This window comes from Winogradskyella litorisediminis (assembly GCF_042675765.1).
GTDB classification, from domain to species: domain Bacteria; phylum Bacteroidota; class Bacteroidia; order Flavobacteriales; family Flavobacteriaceae; genus Winogradskyella; species Winogradskyella litorisediminis.
On the sequence record NZ_JBHTJL010000016.1, the window covers coordinates 337,338 to 359,578 of the forward strand.

Below are 22,241 nucleotides of genomic sequence, written 5' to 3' on the forward strand. Positions count from 1 at the left end.
TTATTCGGGTTTTGAAGAATATTTAATCTCGTAATTGATGTATTTGCGTCTCATCCATAAAAATGCAAAACAGTCTGTTAATGGACCAATTGACCGATTCCAAAAACCAAAATTACCTTTGCCATGCATCCTTGGAAAATGTCTAACAGCAACTTGTTTTACCTTACCGTTTTGAAGCTGAATCATCGCTGGTAAAAATCGATGTAATCCCTTAAACATAGGTATTTGTTTTGCATAAGATGTTTGCATAATTTTTAAAGGACAACCTGTATCTAAAACACCATCATTTGTAAATAACTTTCGAATACTATTTGCAATTTTCGATGACATTTTTTTTAAGAACTTATCTTTTCTATTAGACCTAATACCTGTTACCAAAGCATAATTTTTAATATAAGGAATGAGTAAATTAAAATCTTGTGGAGATGTTTGTAAATCGGCATCGATGTAACCAACATATTCAGTATTTACAAAATCAATTCCGGCTTTAAGTGCTGTGCTCAAACCTCTATTTTTATCTAATGAAATAGAGTTAAACCTCGGTTGTCTTGCACAAATATCATTTATAAGTTGCTGACTTTTATCTGTTGAACCGTCATTAATGAATAGAACAGAGGACGAAATTTTAGCAGATTCTATAAAATTTGATAGTTCTTTTTCAACACGAAGCAAATTACCTTCTTCATTAAAAACAGGAATTAAAATGGTGAGTTTGTTCGGCATTTTACTTAGTGTTGAAGCTACAAATGTATTGTTTTTTTGTATTTGACATCCGCTGTATTTGTTTAAAGCTAAAAAAGCCTTTATTTTGTATGAAATTGATACAAAATCTATGAAAATTTTAATTACAGGAGTAGCTGGTTTTATTGGTTCGCATTGTGCGGAACGTTTATTAGATGCTGGGCATTCTGTAATTGGAATTGATAATTTTTCGGATTATTATAGTTTAGATTTAAAGTCTAAAAATGCTAAGTCAGTAGAATTAAAAGGCGGTAAAGTTTTAAATGTTGATTTGCGTTCGGATGATTTTGCCAGAAATCTAGATACAGATTTTGAGTATATTTTTCACTTTGCTGCGCAACCAGGTATTTCGCAATCATCAACATTTGAAGATTATTTTAGCAATAATATTATTGCTACAAAACATCTTATTGATTTTTCTTTATACTGTGAAAATCTCAAACTTTTTGTAAATATAGGCACTTCATCCATTTACGGATTAGAAGCCACATTCCCAGAAGATATTGCGCCAAAACCAGCATCGCACTACGGAGTAACTAAATTGGCAGCAGAGCAATTGGTGCTTCAAAAAAGTAGAGAAAAACAAATGAAGGCTTGTAGTTTACGACTGTATTCGGTGATTGGTCCAAGAGAACGTCCTGAAAAAATGTACACTAAGTTGATTGATTTAGGTTTGAAAAATGAATCTTTCCCATTATTTGAAGGTAGTGCAACACACTTAAGAAGTTTTACTTACGTTGGCGATATCATCGACGGTATTGTAAGCGTTATTGGAAATGAAAATAAAGTTGATGGCGAAATCATAAACTTAGGTACAGAAGTAGAGCACACCACGCAAGATGGCATTGATGCCGTAGCTAAAGTAATTGGTAAACCTATTAAAATTGTTGTAAAACCAAGACGTGCTGGTGACCAATTGCGTACAAAAGCTAATATTGATAAAGCGCGTAGGTTGTTAAATTACAATCCGACTACGACGCTTTTGGAATCTGTTAAAGCGCAAGTTGAATGGTTTAAAGAGAATTGTTTGTAAGTTTTTTTTCAAGTAAAAATCAAAAACTAGTTTATAAATTTAATAAATATTCTGCCGCAGCAAAAGGCGTCGTCTTTCCTTCTTCGATTAAATCTATTTGTTTTTTTAATTCATTTCTAATTTCGGGCTTGTCGTAAAAGTTTGATTTTAATCGTTCTTCAATGGTTTGGAGTAACCAAAATTTATTCTGTTCTGTTCGGTGGTAATGAAAATAATGTGTGTTTTTAGTTTCGGAAATATAGGTTTCAATCATTTCCCAAATTTCTGAAATACCTTTATTATGTAAGGCGCTACAAAGCTTTGTTTTTGGTGACCAGCCGCTTTCTTTTTCAGGATAAAGGTGCAAAGCCCTATTAAACTCGAGTTTGGCAGATTTTGCGGCTTTTACATTTTCGCCATCGGCTTTATTAATAACAATTGCATCAGCCATTTCAATAATACCGCGTTTAATGCCTTGAAGTTCATCGCCCGCTCCAGCTAGTTTTAGTAATAAAAAGAAATCTACCATGCTGTGCACGGCAGTTTCACTTTGTCCAACGCCAACCGTTTCAATGAGAATGGTGTCAAACCCAGCTGCTTCGCATAGAATTATAGTTTCGCGGGTTTTACGGGCAACACCACCGAGCGAGTCACCTGAAGCGGATGGTCTTATAAAGGCATTTGGTGCTTTTACTAAATCTTCCATTCGTGTTTTATCTCCAAGAATGCTTCCGTGACTTAATGAACTACTTGGGTCAACAGCTAAAACAGCTACTTTTTTGTATTGATTGGTAAGATGAATACCTAAAGCTTCAATAAATGTACTTTTTCCAACGCCAGGAACACCTGTAATCCCAACTCTAATAGAATTGTTTGCATGTGGCAAGCAAGCGGTAATGATATCATTTGCTTTTTTTGTATGGGTGGAGTTTGTACTTTCAACTAAAGTAATAGCACGGCTCAAGGACGTAATATCACCATTGAGAATGCCCTTGACTAATGCATCAGCACTAGGTTGTTTTTTGCGCTTATTTTTAATGGCTTTGGCAGAAACGCTGCTTAAACTTTCAGGTGGTTTAATACCTTCATTTTCAGTTAAAGCTGATTTTCTATTTTTAGATTTTGCCAAAACTTTAAAATTAGTTAATTGTTTTCTGGAGTTGGTGCGACATCAATTGGCACTTCAATTTTTGTTTGGTCCCATGCTAAAGTTAGCTTCAAATCTCCAGTTGTATTATCAAATGCAATGGTAAATTTTTCAACTGTATTCTCTAAATTTTCAGAAGGAACTTCAAGCTCTATCACATCATAATTTGGATTCCACATTGGCTTCATAGTTTCATCAACGCCCCATTGGTATTGTCCTGAGTTAAACATGACTTTCCAAGAATCTTTCATAGGTACTGTCCAAAGTGTATAATTTCCTTTTGGTAAAAGCATTCCTTGAATTATTAAATCTTTATTGGTTTTAAAAGTTGTCGCTTCGTTTGCACCAGTACGCCAAACTTGGTCAAAAGGCACTAAAGCTCCAAAAACATCACGGTCTCTTTTAGATGGTCTGTTGTATTCTACCTTTAATTTAAGGTCGTTTAACTCAATGGCTGCTGTGTCTTTTGGACTTAAAGGCCAAATGACAGTTTTTAGACTACCAAAAAAAACAGAATATATTAAAAGTGCTAATAAAGCTAAAGAAAGAAAAATAAGAATGCGTTTCAACATAAAATCTAATGGATATAATTTAAAAATTAAAGATATAACGAATTCGCTAAATTTATAGTCTATAGCGATTTAAAATTAACTTAAATAAATTTTTTTAAGTTTTTGTCACACTGTAAAATTTGTGTCGTCTTTATAACAAACCAATCAAAATTAAACCAGCCAAGAATGTTTCAAGTAGACATTATTGAAAAATGTAAGCGCAACGATAGAAAAGCACAAGTAGAGCTTTATAAACAGTATTGCGATGGTATGCTCATTGTTGCAAAACGTTTTATTAATGATACAATGGCCGCAGAAGATGTGGTACAAGAAGCATTTATAAAGGCTTTTTTAAAATTAGAGCAATATAAAGCAGAGGTGACTTTTGGCGCATGGTTAAAACGGATTGTTGTAAATAAAAGTATTGATTTTTTAAAGTCTCAAAAAAAGCGTTTGGTAGATATTGACGAGATGCAACTTAAGGTTGTGGATGCTAATGATGACGATTGGTCGGTAGCTAATGACGTAACTATTGAGGATGTGAAAATTGCCATTGAACAATTGCCAGAAAAATATAAGTATGTGATTATGTTGTATTTAATTGAAGGGTACGACCATCAAGAAATTTCTGAAATTTTAAATATTTCTGAAGTAGCATCACGCACCCAACTATCAAGAGGAAAAGCAAAATTAAAAGTATTATTAAAGCCCATAAAAAATGGAACAGAATCTTAAAGATTTATTTAAAAATCAACCTGAAGATAAAAGCACAAAAATGTCTCAAGGACATGAAGAGCGATTTTTACAAAAGCTAGAAACAGCTTTGCCTAAAAAAAGAAAATCGACTGGTTTTGGTTTTTTAAATATTGCTGCAAGCGTCATTGTATTGCTTGGTCTAAGTTACGGTGGTTTTCTTTTTTTTGGTCAAGAAACTATTGAGCCTATTATACCAAATGATGTTGTAAAAACCAAAGAAATTAAGTCCATGGGTGATTTTTCGCCACAGCTAAAAAAGGTCGAAGATTATTATTTAGCGAGTATTAATTTAGAATTGTCTAAAGTAAAATTAACACCAGAAAATAAAGATTTAGTTGACGGTTACATTGAAAGATTGAAAGACTTAAACACCGAATACCAAAATTTAACTGTAGAGCTAAATGAAAACGGACCAAATACCGAAACCCTTGAAGCTTTAATAGATAATTTAAGGATACGACTCAATTTAGTAACGCAACTTAAAGAAAAATTAGACGAATTTAATATTGACTCTTTTAAAGAGCAACGCACCTAATCACTGCTATTATAAATAGAAACTCGCTCTTAAGTTAAAACTTCTGAGCATTAATCAAAAAACGAACAGTAAAAACTAAAAACCATGAAAAACCTTAAATTATTAACCCTGTGTTTCATCACCACTATTGGGTTTGCTCAAAAAACAGAGCTAAAAACATCTCAATCTGCAAAGGTGAATAAAGATGTTGTTGTAGAATTGAATACAAACTATGTCGAAATAGAAATTGATACATGGAACAAGGACGAAGTAGAAATTGAAGCTTACTTGGAAAGTGATAAATTATCACAAGATGAATTAAAAAAAGCATTAAAAAGTTGGAATTTAAACTTTGATGCTACAACAGATAAGGTAGTTATTTCTTCTAACGGAAGCCGTGGTCGTGGATTATTCCCAAGTGATAATTATGATGATTTCTTAAAAGATTTAGAATTCGATTTGGCTGATATTCCTGAAATTCCTTCGCTAAAAGGATTTCCAGAGATTCCAAATTTAGCAAATATGCCAAAACTTCCAAGTTTGCCAGAAATGCCAGAATTCCCAGAGTTACCAGAATTACCAGAAGGCGTAAAATCAATAACGTTTGATTACGATAAATATCAAGAAGAAGGCGAAAAGTATTTATCCGAATGGAGTAAAAAGTACGAAAAACAAGGCGGAAAAGAACTTCAAAAAAACATGGAAGCTTGGGCTAGAAAATTTGCAGAATCTGGCTATGAAGAGAAAATGAAAAAGTGGGGAGAAGACTACGGAAAAAAATTCGAAGGCAAATGGGCAAAAGATATGGAAAAATGGGGCGAAAAATTCGGTAAAAATTTTGGAAAAGATATGGAAAAATGGGGCGAAGAATTCGGTGAGCGTTTTGGTGAAGATTGGGCAAAAAAAATGGAAGCTTGGGGCGAACGTTTTGGTAGAGAAATGGAAAAACAAGCAGAAGCCATGGAAAGCCAAAGAGAAGCCTTAGAAAGTCAGCGAGAAGCAATCAGAGATAAAAGGAAAGGTATAGAAAAACAACGCAAAGCCGCGATTTTAGAAAGTAGAGAAGCACGCGCAAGAGAGCTCGAAGCACGAAGAGATGCCATAAATAATAGGAGAGAAGCAATACTGATAAATCGCGGTTCTAATACGGCAGATACGCGAGTTAAGCGTGTTATAAAAATTAAAATGCCAAAAAAAGCAAAATTAAAACTAAATGTTAGACACGGTGAGCTTAAGATAGCAACTGCCGTACACAACGCAAAAGGCGATTTATCTTATACCGATTTATTAGCACAAAACATTGATGGAAGCGACACTTCCATCAATGTTTCATATTCAAAAGTATTAGTAAACGATTGGAGAAACGGAACTTTAAGTCTTAAGTATGTTGATAATGCTGTATTAAAAAGTGTACAAAGTTTAACTATAAACTCAAATTCCTCTAATATTGGGATTGATAATTTATCTGGAAATAATATTATTGATGGAAGTTTTGGAGAGTTAACAATTAGTAATATTTTGGATACTTTTAATAACTTAAATATCGTTTTAGAAAATAGTGATGCTTGGGTAAAATTACCGAACGTTGATTATAGTTTAATGTTTAGAGGCGAGCGTTCTAAGTATAATAACGAGGTTATTAAAACTAAAACGGTTAACGGTACTTCTGGTAAATCGATTATTATTAATGCAAAGTATAGTACTGTAAATACAAATTAAATTATTTCTTTATTTAGAGTAAAATCTAAGTTTTTTTATCAGCATTATCCTTTCTTATAAATAGCAGTTTTCCATAAAATAGATTTGTATTTTTATGGAAATTTTTTGTTTATGACTATTAATGATTTTAACTCTAAAATAAAATCTTTGCGTCCATTTCCTTTACTTGGAAAAGCCTATACGACACCGGATTTTGTAGCTTTAGATTTATCCGTTTCAAACAAAGCATTAGCAGATGTTAATATTTCAAATTCTGATGTGCTTGAATCATTTATTTGGAATCATATTCAAATAAATAATGCTAAAATCGCACATGGTGGATATATAGAAAAACGCGGTATTTATAATCGTAGCGAACATTTTAACAAGCAAAATCTTGAAACCGAACGTAATATTCATCTTGGTTTAGATTTATGGATTGAAGTCAATTCTCCAATCTATGCACCATTAGAAGGAACGCTTCATAGTTTTAATAATAATTCTAATTATGGTGATTACGGACCAACATTAATTTTAAAGCATCAGGTCGAAGGATTTACATTTTACACACTTTATGGACATTTAAGTTTATCTTCATTAAAGAACAAAGTAAAAGGAAGTTCTGTTAAAAAAGGGCAACAAATTGCCACACTAGGCTCAGCAAAAGTCAATGGTGATTATCCTCCACATCTGCACTTTCAGGTTATTATAGATATTCAAAATTATGAAGGAGACTATCCTGGTGTATCGAGTTTGAAGGATTTGGATTTTTATAAGGCTAATTGCCCTAACCCAAAGTACTTTTTTAATGGAGTCCTATAATTCAAATTTTTAATTAAAATATATTGCTTTCTTTGCTGTAGTTGAGCTATTTATAATTATTTTGCAGTGTATTTTCCCAAAATCTACAACTGAATTAACCTTATTTATGAAACCTTTTCTATTATTAACTTATATAATAGCAGCTTTTTCTTTCTCCCAAAAACCTGTATTTAATCCTGAAGTTTCTGAAGGAAAATTATACAGTTATGCTCAATTTACAAATGTAGGTAAGGCCAATTATACCATCGAGGAAATTGTTTCTAACGAACTTTTAAATTACCAAGATTTAAAATCCGAAAATCATGATTTTGGGTTTACATCCGACACTTATTGGATAAAGTTTACACTTGAGAATACATCAAGCGAAGATAAAATGTATTATCTGGAAACAGCACGCCCAATAACTGACATTGCTAACTTGTATAGTTTAGGTAAGACCATCGAAGAATATAAAAATGGTGACAATATTCCTTTTAAAGATAGAGCAGTACAAGATAGACAGATTGTTTTCAAAATTCCTTTAAAATCAAACTCACAACAAGACTTTTATTTAAAGGTTTCAAGTGATGGCGAAACTATTAATTTACCCTTAAATTTATATACAGAAACGGCATACATTCTTAATAATTATAAGCAGCAGTTGTTTCTCGGTTTATTTTATGGTGTATTATTATTAGCAGGTTTTATCTATTTGTTTTTTTACAGAAGTTTAAAAAATAAAGCCTTTTTATATTATGGTTTATATGTGTTTTTTATTGCGTTAATGCAAGCATCGCTTGATGGTTTTGTGCATCAATATTTTTTGCCTAATGGTGGTTTTATTAATAGTAGGATGGTTTTAATTTCTGCTTTACTAACCAATTTATTTTTATTAAAATACTGCGAGTATTTCTTGAACGTAAAATTAAACTTACCAAATTTTCAAAAATTCTATCAAATAATTTATGTAGCTATATCTATATTATTTTTGATGGTATTTATAAACCAAAAGACTCTAGAATACGCGTATCCATTAAGTAATCTCAATGGTTTACTGAGCCTTATACTTATTCTCGCGACATTGTTCACTTTACGTTATAAAAAATACAATGTAGATATCTACTTTTCAATTGGTATATTTTTTCTTGTTCTGGGATTGCTAGGCTTTGTGATGAATAATTTAGGCTTATTACCTTCAAATTTTTATACTTTAAATAGCTCTAAATTTGGGACAGGTTTTGAGGTTATTTTCCTTTCACTGTCCATGACAAATTTATTAAGAAAACTCAGAGAACAAAAGGAGAAATCACAAAACTTAGCTTTAAAAAAATCTGAAGAAGTCAGCGAACTCAAAACTTATTTTATGTCTAATATGAGTCATGAGTTAAGAACACCTATTAACGCAATTATGGGTCTTGTTGAAACAGAGCTTGCAGACAAAAAGAAATCGATTAATGACCGCGAAAAATACCAGATAATACGCAATGCATCTTTAAGCTTATTAAGTAATGTAAATAGTGTTTTAGATTTTGAAAAAATTGAAAAAAATCAAATAAAGCTTAAAAACGAAGAATTTAATCCATCAATAGTACTCCGACGACTGAGTGATAATTGGAAATTTGAAGCAGAAAAAAAAGGACTAAATTATAGTTTTGAAATGGACTCAGAGGTACCACAAAATATTATTGGAGACGAAGATAGACTGGTACAAATAATTAATAGTGTATTGAGTAATGCTGTAAAGTTTACATCTAGTGGCGACGTTTTTTTTAAGCTTAAATGTATTGAACAACCTGAAAATAAGACGCAGTTTGCATTTCAAATTTCAGATACAGGTGTTGGTATGACTGATGAGGTAAAATATGGTGTTTTTGATAGTTTTAATCAAATGCGAAAAGACCACAAGCGTAATTTTGGTGGTATTGGTTTAGGTTTAACTATTGTAAAACATCTTATTAAGCTCTTCGATGGAAAATTAGATATTGAAAGCCTAGAAAATAAAGGCACAGATGTATTTATAGAAATACCATTTACAAATGCTTCCAAGTCAGTAACCATAAATGAAACTGACAAAAATTTAAAACAAACCCAATTACATATACTTGTGGTGGAAGATAATAAGCTTAATCAAATGGTGATGCGAAAAATATTAAATAGTTTTCCTAACCTTAGCTTTTCGGAGGTTAATAATGGTCAAGAAGCTATAGATACTTTACAAAATGAAAATTACGATATTATACTTATGGACCTACAAATGCCAATAATGGATGGTTATGAAGCTACTGAAATTATTAGAAGCGGAACTTTAGGTGAAATTATTAAAAACACACCAATAATTGCAGTTACAGCAGATGCCATGGAAGAAACCCGAAAACGCGTTTTAGACCTAGGTATGAATGATTACATGACAAAGCCTGTAAAAAGAGAATTGTTATTTCAAAAAATCAGTAACTGTGTAATTCACTAAAACAAACTCTCCAGTTCCTTTTCGGCAAAGTTTAATAATCATCTCATTTTTTCACTGATACAGTACATAACGCGGTGGTTTAATTCCGTTTAAGCGTAAATAAACCAACATTTGCGCGCGATGGTTTGTGATGTGGTCTGCTAGCAACATGAGTATTTGTCTTTTTGTACGACTCGCACCAAAATAGTCTAATTTTTCATTAAGTTTTTTTGTGTCAAATTTAGAAATGAAATTTTTAGTGATATCAAAAGTATTTTTAACGGTTGCTATCATTTCATCCTTATTTTTATTGTCTACTTTAAGCTCAGTATCAGTATTCCAATCTCTGGCATCGCGTCCGCCCATTAAAGATTGACTATGCCAATCCATTGCCCAAGTAATATGCATTAAATGTTCTTCAAAGCTCATGGATTCTGGAGTTGCTCTAAAATCATATTTGTTTTCTGGCATCATTTCAGCAACCAGTAAAATGTATTCTTTTGATTTTTCGAAACGTTCTAAATATTCTTTGATATAAGTTTGGTCTTGTGAAAACATTTGATTCGTAATACCAGATGTTAGCAATACAACCGAAAGTAATATTAGATTTTTAGTGTATTTCATGCTGTTTAATTTAAAACTGAGCTTCTTTGAAATCTACTTTAGCAACAGCTGATTTCTCTGTGTCAAAATAGAGCTCATCTCCTTTTCTCAACAGTACATTTCTTGTCTCTTTTGGTTTTATGGAAAAAGTTTTAATGATTTTTCCTGCTTTTTGAATACGAATAGAGAAGTCGTTTTTACCAATATTTTCGATAACACTTATGGAGTCTTTACCTAAATACGGATTAATAGCGCCATCTTGTCCTGGACCTTTACCCGTAATACACATACTTTGTATTGGTTCTAATTCCAAAACAGTCTGACTAAAAGCGGTTGAAATTGTCAACGTAAAAGTTGAAATAATTAAAATTAAAATTTTCATAATTGAGGTTTAATAAAAAAAGATACAAAAACCTTACAAATCAAATCATTACTGCCTCTTAATTTTTTGTTATTTAATTCGCGTTATTGTTTTTCCGTCTAAAAATCCATTCAATAAAATAACCTCATTTATTATATCATTTTCATCTTTAACAAAACGCATGGATGCATCAGTTTGCTCCATGTAAAATTGATTGTCGGATTGCGGAATAAGATGTATTTTATTTGATCCCATCATCACAAAAAGGCTGTCATTTTTGTGCAATACTCCTAAATTTATATTTTCGTTTAATTTGTATATGCCAGCATAATTTGGCAATAAACTTTTGTTGTTTTTATATGGTTTTCTGGCTAGTGGGATTTGATACGTATCATCGTTTATAATTGCCTTGATTCCTTCTGAAATCTCTTTAGCCACAGGATGTCTTCGATTACTCAAAACAATAGTTGAAATATTACTTTCTGGGTTTTTGTATACCGAATAGCTGAATCCGTCATTTTTGAGATAACCATCTATTTCAATTTTTTCTGATGAGTCTGAATTAATAATTTTTAAAATATCGGTAGCTGATGATATAATCATATTTTTAATTGACGAGTCTTCGGGATTTAACATTGCTGCCTTTTGTAGCTCCAGTCCATTGCCACGATAGTTATGATACAAATATCCAACCGCTTGATTGGAATTTGTTCTTTCTATATACGTGTTATCTAACCCTAATTTTTTAGTAAATGCATCTAAATTTTCTTTGAAAGATTTTTCACTTACCTCTTCAATCAGTACTATCAAATTGTTGTAGTCGAAATTTTCATTCTCAGAATTTTGAAATAAGACTTCATCAATCGTAAAATCAGACTCTAACTCAGACACATATTTTGAAACCTTTTCAGATAAAACTAGTTTCCCATCATTCACCAATTGCTGAATCATTTGAGAAATAATTAAATCTGAAACATCACCAATTTTAAATGCAGTGTCATCCGAAAACGGAATCTCATTTTCATAATCAGCATAACCAAAGCTATTACTGTAAATAACAGCATCGTCTTTAGCAACTAAAATAACACCACTAAAACGACCGAGCTCCAGATAACGATTGGCGAGTAGATTGATGTTTTCGTTTTTCTGTTGGTCTAACTTTTCTGCTTCAGTTTTTGAGTCTGTATTGCAGCTTAAAAAACTTAATACTATGATTAAGATGGAGAATAGGTTTTTGGTCATTTTCTTGATGTTTAATAGTTTTTAAATATTCCTTAAGCTAAATTCTAATTTACCGATATAAAGCATCCAAAATAAAGCTAGGTGTATTTATATAGATAAGTACATAATACTTTAGTTTTTTTACTCAAGGATAGTCATTCTAATATCTTCGCAGGGAATGTGGCTAGAAGAAGATTTTGTTTCATATCGATTGAATTTTTTCACTTTGTTCCAAATATCTTTATCATTTCTGTATAACGCTGTAAATCCACTTCCTGAACATCGTCTGCTTTTTAATACTGAAACTAGTGCGTATTTTTTATTCTTTGAAAATATTGGTTTAGAAAAATGAAAATAAACAGTTTGCTCTGGATTATTTATGTCGTCCGTTTTCCATATATTAATGACTTCATCATAATATTTTTTATTCTTCCAGATTCTATTTTTACTCCATAACCATTTCTTTTTTACAATTAATGAGTATGGTTCTTTGTTTTCAATCAGACTGTCAAGTTCTTTATCCTCAATATTATATCTAACAAATTTTATTCTTTTAGTGTTTGGTGGTGCTAACGTTTTATAATAATCGTATTCAACGGAAACTAATTTTGCGTTTTCTAGACTATACTTTTGCCAAGAAACAATCTCGTTTTTAGGTTTAGTATTTATAAATTTTTGAGGAAAGTTTTTATCAATACGTTGCAATTCGTTTATTTCATAATTTTGAAGCGAATCCTTTACTTTTCTTTGCTCCAGACTTTTAGGAACTAAATAATAATAATCAAAATGTTTTGGAACTTCTTGTTTTGCAATTTGATTAATCAAAATCTCAATATCAGATTTTTGCCCAAATACATTGACTGTTAGTAAAAATGATATTATAAAAAGATTTTGTTTCATTAAATTCTATAAAAAGATTTTATTTAAGTTTTTATTAATAGCTTAAATATCATTACTTGTAATCAACTTTTAATTTTTATTCTTATAATTTTCTCTCCATTCATTAAATCCAAATAAGTCCTCTCGTATTATGCCAATCCATTCATCATCGTAATTCTCTGCCAAATACTTAAATACCATTTTGTTATATTCAGTAAGATATTTTCTATTTGGTTTTACGCAACCATAGTCTTGAAAATAGATATCGTATTTTTTTCAATTTGTTTATCGCTGTTGTATTCAAGTGAAGCTATAGAACCCGGAATAAATAAAAAAAGATTTTTGTTTTTTAAATCACACTCATAGGATTCAATTAGATCATTACAGTTTTAAGAGTTTATTGAGAAAATCCGATAAACAGTAGTATCCCGATATTCAGACTCAGACAACGCAGGATTTCGTGCAAAATTTAATTGTGAGAAGCCTGTAAATATCAATAGTATTTTAATTTTTAATTTCATTTGTATTTTTTCTATAGGATGTTTTGAAGGTATACGGGTGACGTTATTAAAATTTTAGTATAGTACCGCTGATATTGACATAAACAATTACGCATGCTGGAAAAGATATTTTTAATCTATCTTAATAATTATCGGAATACGGGATTTAACCTCTTCTTCATTTACGCATGCTGGATACCATTCTGTAAATTCAAATAATAACTCCGTAACTTGCATTTTGAATTCTTTATCTATGTATTCTAAAAAGGTTATAGATTCTTTTTCTACTTTTCCGTTTTCATCAATCACTAAATAGGCTTTTAATCTGTTGGGCTTATTAACTTTTATTTCTTTGATTTTTTTAGTTAAATCTTTAATGTTGGATTTTAATGATGCCATTTTATCTGGTCGTAAGTATATGCCATCCTCATTTAAAATTGCGTCACCCATTTTATTTTGTTGCATAACCCATAAATAATCAGCCGAAGTCTTATTAATTCCCTTAAACGATTTGAACTTCCCTTTAAATTTAGTTGTTTTAGTTAAGGTGTCATTCCAATAATGTTCAATTTCTAGAATATATTTTCCACGTAAACCGTTCGATTTAAAAAATGGATTTTGATTTAAAATAAGTTTAGAACTTTTTACCTTATATGTTCTTATGTTTTTAAAATCAATATAATCTGTCCAATAATCATAACTAACACTTTTTAGTTCGAGTTTATTGTTGATTATGAATGAAATATCATCACCTGTAAATTTAGAACTTTGACTATTCTTTATTTCTAGTTCAGAGTTCTTAAAATTTATACTTAATCTTTCGTAATCATTTTCAGAATTAGATACATCATCAAATCGATTAAAATCGTCTTTTATTTCATATTTAAGAACGTTTTCATCAATCTTCACTTTCTTTTGTCCGAAAGCAAAAACTGAAATAAAGCTTAATAAGATTATATTATTTTTCAATACTTATAGGGTGTTTTAAACTTATTCTATTCATCTAGTTTTTGTAAAAGTCCTAAAGTGTCAGCTTTATAAAGGTCAAAGTCTACTTCGGTTTCAGTTTTTGCTAAAAAAGTGATAGCTCTTTTGTCTAGTCCAAAAAAAGGTGTTGAAGCATCTGGGTTTATATCAATATCGATTACAAATTGTAGTCTTGTTGTTAAATTATGTTTTTTTTTTAGTTGGTTAATGATTTCTACTTTAGGTTCAAAAATGTCAAGCAGTTTTTGAAGATGGTTTTCTAAATCAATTTCATTACCTGCATAAATTTGGTATTTCCAAGCAGTTGATAAGGGAACTGGTTCTTTTTTTATCATAACAGACGTCGGATTAATATTTAATTCTGCTGTCACTTTTTCAATGTCAAAAAATTGGGCATCAAAAGAGAAATACAAATAGTTATTGCATTTATTTCCACTGTATGTTAATGATTTAAACATTTTTTTGTTTTGAATATAACATTGAATCTTTATAATTATGTTGAAAGTTTCAATGACTAAATTAGTAAATACTAATTGAATGGAGAATTAGAAATGATTTGAGTAAACTGGCGAAAATTAGAAATAAATAATTAAAACTTCACTTGTAAGTTTTATCAGCTCTTTGTTGTACAACTTTTTTATCTTTCAGATTCTTTAAAACAATCTATTTCTTGTTTCCGCTTATAAAAATTATCAAAAAATTGTTCGTATGTGATATTATTGTCAATTTTGATATTCATTTTGTTAAAAATATATCGAACACTATCTTTCGGATATATTAATTCAAAAGCATTGTTTTCTATAAAATTAATTTTTGCTACTCTAAATACAGGCTCGCCAAAAGAGAAATGATAAAAAGAGTCATTTTTTATTTCGTATTTGCGCCACTCGGAAACAAATTCCATACTCGTGGCTAATCTCATAGAATCATTTTTTAAAAAAAGTTCGCCATAAAGTCCTCTTTCGCAAGTGTTGTAATTTCCGCTTAATTTTAAATCAGATTCGCAACCAAAAAAAGAAAAGGTCAAAATAAGTGTTAAGAAAATTTTAATTGTTTGCTTCATTTTATGATTTGTCAAAGTAACTGTAATGGTTTGGTCTGTGATTTTTTTTCCTTTTTCTTAATCTGATTGTATATTGTATTTATCATAAATTTTAATTAAGCCAATGGAGTCTTTGCCTATTTCATTTTCCCATTTTGTTATTTTTAAAAATAAGGTGTCTTTCAGCTCAGGTTTTCGCAGATAAACAACAAAGTAATCTATTGAGTCTAATTTAGTGTTAGGTAAAAGGTCAAACTTAACCTTTTTAGAAATGTCCATTTGTGAAAATGAGACTTGATAAGGGTAATTTGTTCTGCTTTTAATTATTTCCGTGGTTTCAGAAGAGTGTTTTCCATAAGTAAATCCTTTTTCTATAAAAGCATTAAATTTTAGAGACTCAGAATTCGAAAACAATTCAAACTCCAAATTCTTAATAAAAACGTTACGTTCTAAAGACTCATCTAAATTTCCTCGAGTTGCTCTTCTGTATTTCCATTTCTCATAGCCATACCAACCAAACAAACTATTAATAAAACCAAAAACGAAAAAAAATCCAGTCGCTAATACAAAAATTGTTAATATTGGTTTTAGCTTTTTCATTAAAAATTTGTCAACGTTCTTTTGTATGATTTAACGGAGTATCTAAGAACTAAATTAGGAAATACAAATTGATTGGAAAAACTGCAAATATTTTCCCGAGTAGGCAAGTTTAAGCAGTCAATTATGCATATTGTTGCCGGCAGTAATTTTAAATTCTAAAGTTAATTACATCTTTGTGTTCAGTTTTATATAATTGGTCTCCGTTTTTTTTAAACTTTTTTAAATTAACTTTAAAATAAGCTGTATTAGGGACTTGAGCTTTTCTAAATCGGAAATAAGTTATTCCATCTTGGTCGATTACTTCAATGTCACTTACGGGTTCAAAGTTCAAATTATCAACACTCATTTTAAAACCTATAGACCATTTGTTATTTGGTAAGTCCTGAAATGTAAAATAATAGAATTTCTCGTCTGCCATCAGTTTAGGAACTTGTGTAAACCCAATCTTAAACCATATTGGTTTTATAAATTGTGATTTATTAAATTGCTCTATAGTTAGCGGCTCTTTTAGAAGTTGCCATTTGTTATCCGTTGGATAATGAGTGATAATTAATAATTCTGGTTTTATGTTAAAATAAAAATCGGATATTTCCTGGTCATTTGAAGTGCCCCAAGTGGTGTCAACTAAAAGCCATTTATCATTTAGTTTAATAGCGTTCCAAGCGTGTCTGAAATTATCATCAGATTCTAATTCCACGTAGTGATTTCTTAAATCTCTAATATGTCCAGATATTACAACGGTTTCTATATCTACCCAATCCAAAAACCATTTGTATAAATTTGCATATCCAGCGCAGACTCCTTTTCTATTCTCATAAACAACAAATTCGTCTTGTAATTCCCAAAATCTCTCATCACTTAATTCTCCGCTTACAACTTTTGAGAATGTTTCGTCGTCATACTTAATATTTGAACCAATCCAATAGTAAAAAAACTTAGCCAATTCTTCATTGTCTTTAAGATTTTCTTCTGCATAAGTAGTCAAATCCCACATATCAAGATTTAATTCTTTCGTTTTATCTACCAACAACTTTATGGATTCCGATTGAGAAGTGACTGAATTAGCTAAAAACGCTATAAAAAATGCAAGGCAGAGATTTTGTTTCATAATTGGAGGCAACATATTTATATATGGTTTGTTACGTGATTTAAGAACTTAATTTAATAAATACAAACTGAATAGAAAATCTGTAAGTATTATTAAGAACAGGCAAAAGCTAGCAATACAATTGAAATTTTATTTGTTTATAGCTTCAGTTCTCTGTTGTGAGTCTGTAGTATCTATTTTTTCATACCAACTGTTAGAATTCCAAGATTCAATCCAATTGTCAGATTCATTGATATTATAATGTTTTGGTTTTTCTCCGTAAAGTTCTTTCAGTTTTTTAGGGATTAGCGCATAGTCAAAACTCCAAAGTTTATTACTATCAGTTGTTCTTATTCCGTCAAAATCTTCGCCATCTTGAACCTCATCTGTAAAATAAATTCCAGTTTGGTTGAATTCCATTGCCATTTCTTTTGTTAGTTTTTTTATAAACTCAAAAGTAAATTCTTCATAATTTCCGTTTTTTAAGTTTCGAATCGTTCCTGTTTCAATCAATAATTCGTAAGAAATCCAATTATTTTTAAAAGTTTTATCAATTGCAGGTGTCCAAGCTAATAAATGAGGTCGTACTTTAATTTCCGAAAAATCAGTTTTGTGAAATCCAAAGTAAGTACTCGGAAAATAAACAAAACCGTTATCTTCTTCTTTCCATTCTAGTGATTCAAATTTTTTTTCAATGTCAGGATTCCATACTTTAATTCGCTCCAAGAACTTGGTAAATTTTTGAATTGAAGGCTTTATCTCATCGCCATTTAATTTTTCGTAGGTCTGTATTCTGTTCAACTCTGGCATTTCGTTTTTTAGGCTTGATTCGCAATTAATTTTATAAAGTATTTATTATTTCTTTTCCATACATTTTTTCTCTATTATCAATAGCTACAACTTTTGGTCTTTCTCCAATGTTCCAGATTAATTCAAACGTTTCTAGGCAGTCAAATTCCACATTTTGAGAGCTAAAGTGTTTTTTGATATTGTCATGCCAAAACTTAATTGATTTAGTTATTCTCTTTGAGAGCAAAATTTTTGGTTGGAATTCTTTTGTTTTCCAATCAATTTTTATGTCATGATTCTTTCTGCTTATTTTATTCAGTTTATAAATCACATAATCAGAATCCACATAGTTTTCATAGCTCAAAAAGCTATGACCAAAATTGTGAATTGCAGATGGAATATTCTTGTACTTCATTATTCAATTAAGTCTTTTAATATTTTTTGATTTATAAATTTCTTCTTATTTCTTTAATCATTTTCTACGGCTGGATGATATAAACTTATTTCAATTCCAAAATGTAGGTCACCGGACAGTTTTAGTAATTCTGGTTGCAAAAATTCAGTTTGACACCAAAAATCTGCCATTTGGTTTTCAATTCCGAAACTAATTGTTGGAACTTCGGTTATTTTTAGTCCGAAACTGTAAATACTTTTAAGTTTCTTAAAATTTTTATTTAGAAATTTGATTGTATCTCTTCTCTGGGCTTCAAAATCATTAAAATCTGCGTTGCTCAATTCAAATCGACAGCCATTTTTTTCATAAACAAGTTGCTTGCCTTCCTTTTTGAAAGGACGTTTTTCTCCTTTAAAATGCTTTTCGTATGGCTGCATTTTTGTAATTTCTAAAAATCCGTCCACATCAAATTTTTTGCCCTCGATTATTAATATACAGCTCAAATTTCGTTTTTATATTTTTTTAATTATAATAATCACATTCGATTTGTTTACTTTCGGTTAAATTACTCTCAAATGTTGTTTAATTTATCTATAAATCTAACCCAAAAAAACGAAACACAAAATATCGAAAACACAAAACCCAACGCAAAGCATTGGGTTTTAAGTTCTATAAAATAGTTTGGTTTAAGATTCTACCAAAACCCATTCGCCTTTTTGTATTAGCGGAATGGCTTGTTTGTATTTTACTTCTTTGGCTTCGCCACTCATAACGTGTTTAATTGTTACACGGTCGTTACGGCCAATTTTTGGTTGGTCTCGTACAATGGTTTCTACCACTTGTTGCTGACGAGAAGCACCTTCACCAATAGAGCGACTTTGTGCTGCACGCTCATCTAAGTTTTGGATTTCGTCTTTTTGCTCTTGTGTTTTTTCTTGTCGTCGAGCTTTTGCTTCTTGAATGGTGTTTGCTGTTTCCTGAGGAATTTCGCCTTTAAACAAGAATGAAATTACATCTTTATTCACTTGGTCTATCATGACCTTAAACAATTCAAAAGCTTCAAACTTATAAATTAATAAAGGGTCTTTTTGCTCATGTACCGCTAACTGTACAGACTGCTTTAACTCATCCATTTTACGCAAATGGGTTTTCCAAGCATCATCTACAATGGCAAGTGTAATGTTCTTTTCAAAATCATTAATCAGCTGCGTACCTTTGGTTTCGTAAGCTTTTTCTAAGTCTGTTACAACTTGCAATGTTTTTGTACCGTCTGTAAATGGTACGACGATACGCTTAAACTTATCGCGCTGCGTATTGTATACGTTCTCGATTACAGGATATGCTAAATCTGCAGCGCGCTGCATCTTTTCACGGTAGTGCTTAAATGCTTCTTTATAAACAATACCTGCAATTTTCTGAGCGTCCATTTTTGCAAATTCAGCTTCAGAAATTGGCGATGGCATTGAGAAATAACGAATCAGTTCAAATTCAAAATTCTTATAATCGTTAGCGTCTTTATTAGTTTCGGTAATAATTTCAGACGTATCAAAAATCATGTTTGCCAAATCCACTCGTAAACGTTCTCCATGTAAGGCATGACGACGACGTTTGTAAACTACTTCACGCTGCGCATTCATCACATCATCATATTCTAATAGACGCTTACGAACTCCAAATTGGTTTTCTTCTACTTTTTTCTGTGCACGTTCAATAGACTTTGAAATCATAGAATGCTGAATCACTTCGCCTTCTTTTAAGCCCATTTTATCCATCATTTTGGCAATACGTTCACTACCAAAAAGACGCATTAAATTATCTTCGAGAGACACATAAAATTGAGAACTTCCTGGGTCACCTTGACGACCAGCACGACCTCGTAACTGTCTATCGACACGACGACTATCGTGACGCTCTGTACCAACGATAGCCAAACCACCAGCTGCTTTTACTTCTTCTGACAATTTAATATCCGTACCACGACCGGCCATGTTTGTGGCGATGGTCACTTGACCAGCATTACCAGCTTCGGCAACAATATCTGCCTCACGTTTATGCTGCTTGGCGTTAAGTACGTTATGCGGAATTTTACGCTGCGCTAAAATCTTTCCTAATAATTCCGAAATATCTACCGAAGTTGTACCTATTAAAACAGGTCTTCCTTGTTGTGACAATTTCGTTACTTCGTCTACAACGGCATTGTATTTTTCGCGCTTGGTTTTGTAAACTAAATCTTCGCGGTCATCACGCGCAATTGGCTTATTGGTAGGTATTTCTACAACATCTAATTTGTAGATTTCCCAAAGTTCACCGGCTTCCGTTACCGCAGTACCTGTCATACCAGATAGTTTGCGATACATACGGAAATAATTTTGAAGTGTTACCGTTGCAAATGTTTGCGTAGCGTCTTCAATCTTTACATTTTCTTTAGCTTCAATCGCTTGGTGTAATCCGTCTGAGTAGCGACGGCCATCCATAATACGACCTGTTTGCTCATCGACAATCATTACTTTGTTGTCCATGACCACATATTGCGTATCTTTTTCGAATAAGGCGTAGGCTTTTAAAAGCTGATTTAAGGTATGGATACGCTCTGACTTTACAGAGAAATCACGGAATAATTCTTCTTTTTCGGCAGCTTCTTCTTCGGTTGAAAGACCTTTCGCTTCAATCTTTGCGATTTCGGTTCCCATTTCTGGCATTACGAAGAAGTTTGGGTCGTCTGCACCAGAAAGATACTCTACACCTTTATCAGATAATTCAACCTGATTATTTTTTTCGTCAATAACATAATAGAGTTCTGCATCTACTTTTGGCATCTCTCTATTATTGTCTTGCATATAGAAATTCTCAGTCTTTTGAAGAAGTTGTTTAATACCTTCCTCAGATAAAAACTTAATTAACGCTTTATTTTTTGGAATACCTCTGTAAACTCTCAACAACTGAAAACCACCTTCTTTAGTATCTCCTTCTGCAATTAATTTTTTTGCTTCAGCAAGAACACCAACCAAGTATTTGCGTTGCGTTTCTACCAAGCTACTTACTTTAGGTTTTAGTTCGTTAAACTCGTGTTCATCACCTTTAGGAATTGGTCCAGAAATAATCAACGGCGTACGCGCATCATCAATTAATACCGAATCGACCTCATCGACAATAGCATAATGGTGTGGACGTTGTACCAAATCATCTGGCGAGTGCGACATATTATCGCGCAAGTAATCAAATCCAAATTCGTTATTGGTTCCGTAAGTAATATCAGCATTATAGGCTTTGCGACGCGCGTCGGAATTTGGTCTGTGGTAATCGATACAATCCACACTCAAACCATGAAACTGAAATATTGGCGCCATCCAAGCGCTATCTCGTTTTGCCAAGTAATCGTTTACCGTTACCAAGTGAACGCCACGACCAGCAAGTGCATTTAAATACACAGGCAATGTTGCTACAAGCGTTTTACCTTCACCAGTTTGCATCTCTGCAATTTTTCCTTGGTGCATCGCTATACCACCAATCAACTGTACATCGTAGTGTACCATATCCCATGTAATGGCTTTACCGGCTGCATCCCATGAGTTTGCCCAATAGGCTTTATCACCTTCAAGCGTTACGTAATCGTTATCACCTGATATTTCTCTATCATAGGCGTTTGCAGTAACTTCGATTTGTGTGTTATTAACAAAACGCTTCGCTGTTTCTTTAACTACGGCAAATGCTTCGGGAAGAATATCGTTTAAAACGGCTTCCGAAATATCGTAGATTTCATCTTTAATTTTATCAATTTCTTGATAGATGTCTTCGCGTTCGTCAATATCTTCAGTCGCTTCTGCTTTTGCATTAAGCTCATCGATACGTGCGTTTAGTGGCTGACGCGCCAATTCTATTTGCGCTTTAAAATCGGTTGTTTTTGCTCTAAGTTCGTCATGAGACAAAGCCTCGAGAGATTTCTCAAAGGTTTTTATCTTATCTACGATTGGCATTATGGACTTAACGTCTTGTTTGGATTTGTCTCCAACAAATACTTTAAGTACAGAATCTAATAATCCCATGTGATTGTATGTTTTGTTTCAAAACCCACTAAAACGTGAGTATTGCGTTAATTTTATTTCATATTGAAA

General features: G+C 31.7%; 23 protein-coding genes. 6 read left to right on the forward strand and 17 right to left on the reverse strand.

The window, feature by feature from the left end; all coding sequences use genetic code 11:
* A complete protein-coding gene (locus tag ACFQ1Q_RS12675) occupies positions 1-723 on the reverse strand; it encodes a glycosyltransferase (protein ID WP_386132127.1) in 723 nt (240 codons plus the stop codon).
* Positions 724-832: 109 nt separating this feature from the next.
* On the opposite strand from ACFQ1Q_RS12675, the gene ACFQ1Q_RS12680 reads away from it, so the two are divergent.
* Positions 833-1,774, forward strand: coding sequence for an NAD-dependent epimerase/dehydratase family protein (locus ACFQ1Q_RS12680; RefSeq protein WP_386132130.1), 942 nt, complete (start codon positions 833-835; stop codon positions 1,772-1,774).
* Between the two features lie 31 nt (positions 1,775-1,805).
* Here the strand turns inward: ACFQ1Q_RS12680 and meaB are convergent, their stop codons facing one another.
* Positions 1,806-2,882 carry a methylmalonyl Co-A mutase-associated GTPase MeaB gene (meaB, locus tag ACFQ1Q_RS12685; protein ID WP_386132134.1) on the reverse strand — a complete coding sequence of 359 codons (1,077 nt, stop codon included), beginning with the start codon at positions 2,880-2,882 and terminating at the stop codon, positions 1,806-1,808.
* A gap of 14 nt (positions 2,883-2,896) precedes the next feature.
* A complete protein-coding gene (locus ACFQ1Q_RS12690) occupies positions 2,897-3,472 on the reverse strand; it encodes a DUF2911 domain-containing protein (RefSeq protein ID WP_386132137.1) in 576 nt (191 codons plus the stop codon).
* Between the two features lie 165 nt (positions 3,473-3,637).
* Between ACFQ1Q_RS12690 and ACFQ1Q_RS12695 the strand changes: the two genes are divergently transcribed.
* The 5 genes from ACFQ1Q_RS12695 to ACFQ1Q_RS12715 all read left to right on the forward strand — a co-directional run bounded on the left by ACFQ1Q_RS12695 (position 3,638) and on the right by ACFQ1Q_RS12715 (position 9,687).
* Positions 3,638-4,186: an RNA polymerase sigma factor gene (locus ACFQ1Q_RS12695; RefSeq protein WP_386132140.1), complete on the forward strand. Its 549-nt coding sequence runs from the start codon at positions 3,638-3,640 to the stop codon at positions 4,184-4,186.
* Positions 4,170-4,742, forward strand: coding sequence for a hypothetical protein (locus ACFQ1Q_RS12700; RefSeq protein WP_386132142.1), 573 nt, complete (start codon positions 4,170-4,172; stop codon positions 4,740-4,742). The genes ACFQ1Q_RS12695 and ACFQ1Q_RS12700 overlap by 17 nt, the downstream gene beginning before the upstream one ends.
* An 84-nt stretch (positions 4,743-4,826) precedes the next feature.
* Positions 4,827-6,440, forward strand: a complete 1,614-nt coding sequence (locus tag ACFQ1Q_RS12705) for a hypothetical protein (protein ID WP_386132145.1) — start codon at positions 4,827-4,829, stop codon at positions 6,438-6,440.
* 111 nt (positions 6,441-6,551) lie between these two features.
* Entirely contained in the window at positions 6,552-7,241 is a 690-nt protein-coding gene (locus tag ACFQ1Q_RS12710; RefSeq protein ID WP_386132148.1) for a peptidoglycan DD-metalloendopeptidase family protein, read from the forward strand.
* A 106-nt stretch (positions 7,242-7,347) separates the two neighbouring features.
* Positions 7,348-9,687, forward strand: a complete 2,340-nt coding sequence (locus tag ACFQ1Q_RS12715; RefSeq protein ID WP_386132151.1) for a hybrid sensor histidine kinase/response regulator — start codon at positions 7,348-7,350, stop codon at positions 9,685-9,687.
* A gap of 51 nt (positions 9,688-9,738) precedes the next feature.
* On the opposite strand, the gene ACFQ1Q_RS12720 is transcribed toward ACFQ1Q_RS12715, so the two are convergent.
* From ACFQ1Q_RS12720 to secA, 14 genes are all read right to left on the reverse strand, one after another.
* Positions 9,739-10,290, reverse strand: coding sequence for a DinB family protein (locus tag ACFQ1Q_RS12720; protein ID WP_386132154.1), 552 nt, complete (start codon positions 10,288-10,290; stop codon positions 9,739-9,741).
* A gap of 10 nt (positions 10,291-10,300) precedes the next feature.
* Positions 10,301-10,651 carry a hypothetical protein gene (locus ACFQ1Q_RS12725; RefSeq protein WP_386132158.1) on the reverse strand — a complete coding sequence of 117 codons (351 nt, stop codon included), beginning with the start codon at positions 10,649-10,651 and terminating at the stop codon, positions 10,301-10,303.
* 69 nt (positions 10,652-10,720) lie between these two features.
* Positions 10,721-11,872 (reverse strand): serine hydrolase domain-containing protein, encoded by a 1,152-nt coding sequence (locus ACFQ1Q_RS12730; RefSeq protein WP_386132161.1) that lies wholly within the window; start codon positions 11,870-11,872, stop codon positions 10,721-10,723.
* Between the two features lie 120 nt (positions 11,873-11,992).
* The gene (locus tag ACFQ1Q_RS12735) at positions 11,993-12,751 is read right to left on the reverse strand and encodes a hypothetical protein (RefSeq protein WP_386132164.1); all 759 of its coding nucleotides are present in this window, start codon (positions 12,749-12,751) and stop codon (positions 11,993-11,995) included.
* A 69-nt stretch (positions 12,752-12,820) separates the two neighbouring features.
* Complete coding sequence (locus tag ACFQ1Q_RS14185) at positions 12,821-12,994, reverse strand: FEKKY domain-containing protein (RefSeq protein ID WP_449361591.1); 174 nt, start codon at positions 12,992-12,994, stop codon at positions 12,821-12,823.
* 368 nt (positions 12,995-13,362) lie between these two features.
* Positions 13,363-14,199: a hypothetical protein gene (locus ACFQ1Q_RS12740; protein WP_386132167.1), complete on the reverse strand. Its 837-nt coding sequence runs from the start codon at positions 14,197-14,199 to the stop codon at positions 13,363-13,365.
* Between the two features lie 26 nt (positions 14,200-14,225).
* Positions 14,226-14,675: a DUF4279 domain-containing protein gene (locus ACFQ1Q_RS12745; protein ID WP_386132169.1), complete on the reverse strand. Its 450-nt coding sequence runs from the start codon at positions 14,673-14,675 to the stop codon at positions 14,226-14,228.
* A 179-nt stretch (positions 14,676-14,854) separates the two neighbouring features.
* Positions 14,855-15,280, reverse strand: a complete 426-nt coding sequence (locus tag ACFQ1Q_RS12750) for a hypothetical protein (RefSeq protein ID WP_386132171.1) — start codon at positions 15,278-15,280, stop codon at positions 14,855-14,857.
* A gap of 57 nt (positions 15,281-15,337) precedes the next feature.
* Complete coding sequence (locus ACFQ1Q_RS12755) at positions 15,338-15,859, reverse strand: hypothetical protein (RefSeq protein WP_386132173.1); 522 nt, start codon at positions 15,857-15,859, stop codon at positions 15,338-15,340.
* Between the two features lie 148 nt (positions 15,860-16,007).
* Entirely contained in the window at positions 16,008-16,967 is a 960-nt protein-coding gene (locus ACFQ1Q_RS12760; protein ID WP_386132176.1) for a transglutaminase domain-containing protein, read from the reverse strand.
* Positions 16,968-17,096: 129 nt separating this feature from the next.
* On the reverse strand, positions 17,097-17,747 hold the full coding sequence (locus ACFQ1Q_RS12765) for a hypothetical protein (RefSeq protein ID WP_386132179.1): 651 nt from the start codon (positions 17,745-17,747) through the stop codon (positions 17,097-17,099).
* A gap of 40 nt (positions 17,748-17,787) precedes the next feature.
* Entirely contained in the window at positions 17,788-18,150 is a 363-nt protein-coding gene (locus tag ACFQ1Q_RS12770; RefSeq protein WP_386132182.1) for a hypothetical protein, read from the reverse strand.
* A 53-nt stretch (positions 18,151-18,203) separates the two neighbouring features.
* On the reverse strand, positions 18,204-18,632 hold the full coding sequence (locus ACFQ1Q_RS12775; RefSeq protein ID WP_386132184.1) for a hypothetical protein: 429 nt from the start codon (positions 18,630-18,632) through the stop codon (positions 18,204-18,206).
* 183 nt (positions 18,633-18,815) lie between these two features.
* Positions 18,816-22,172 (reverse strand): preprotein translocase subunit SecA, encoded by a 3,357-nt coding sequence (secA, locus tag ACFQ1Q_RS12780; RefSeq protein ID WP_386132187.1) that lies wholly within the window; start codon positions 22,170-22,172, stop codon positions 18,816-18,818.
* Positions 22,173-22,241: the final 69 nt, after the last annotated feature.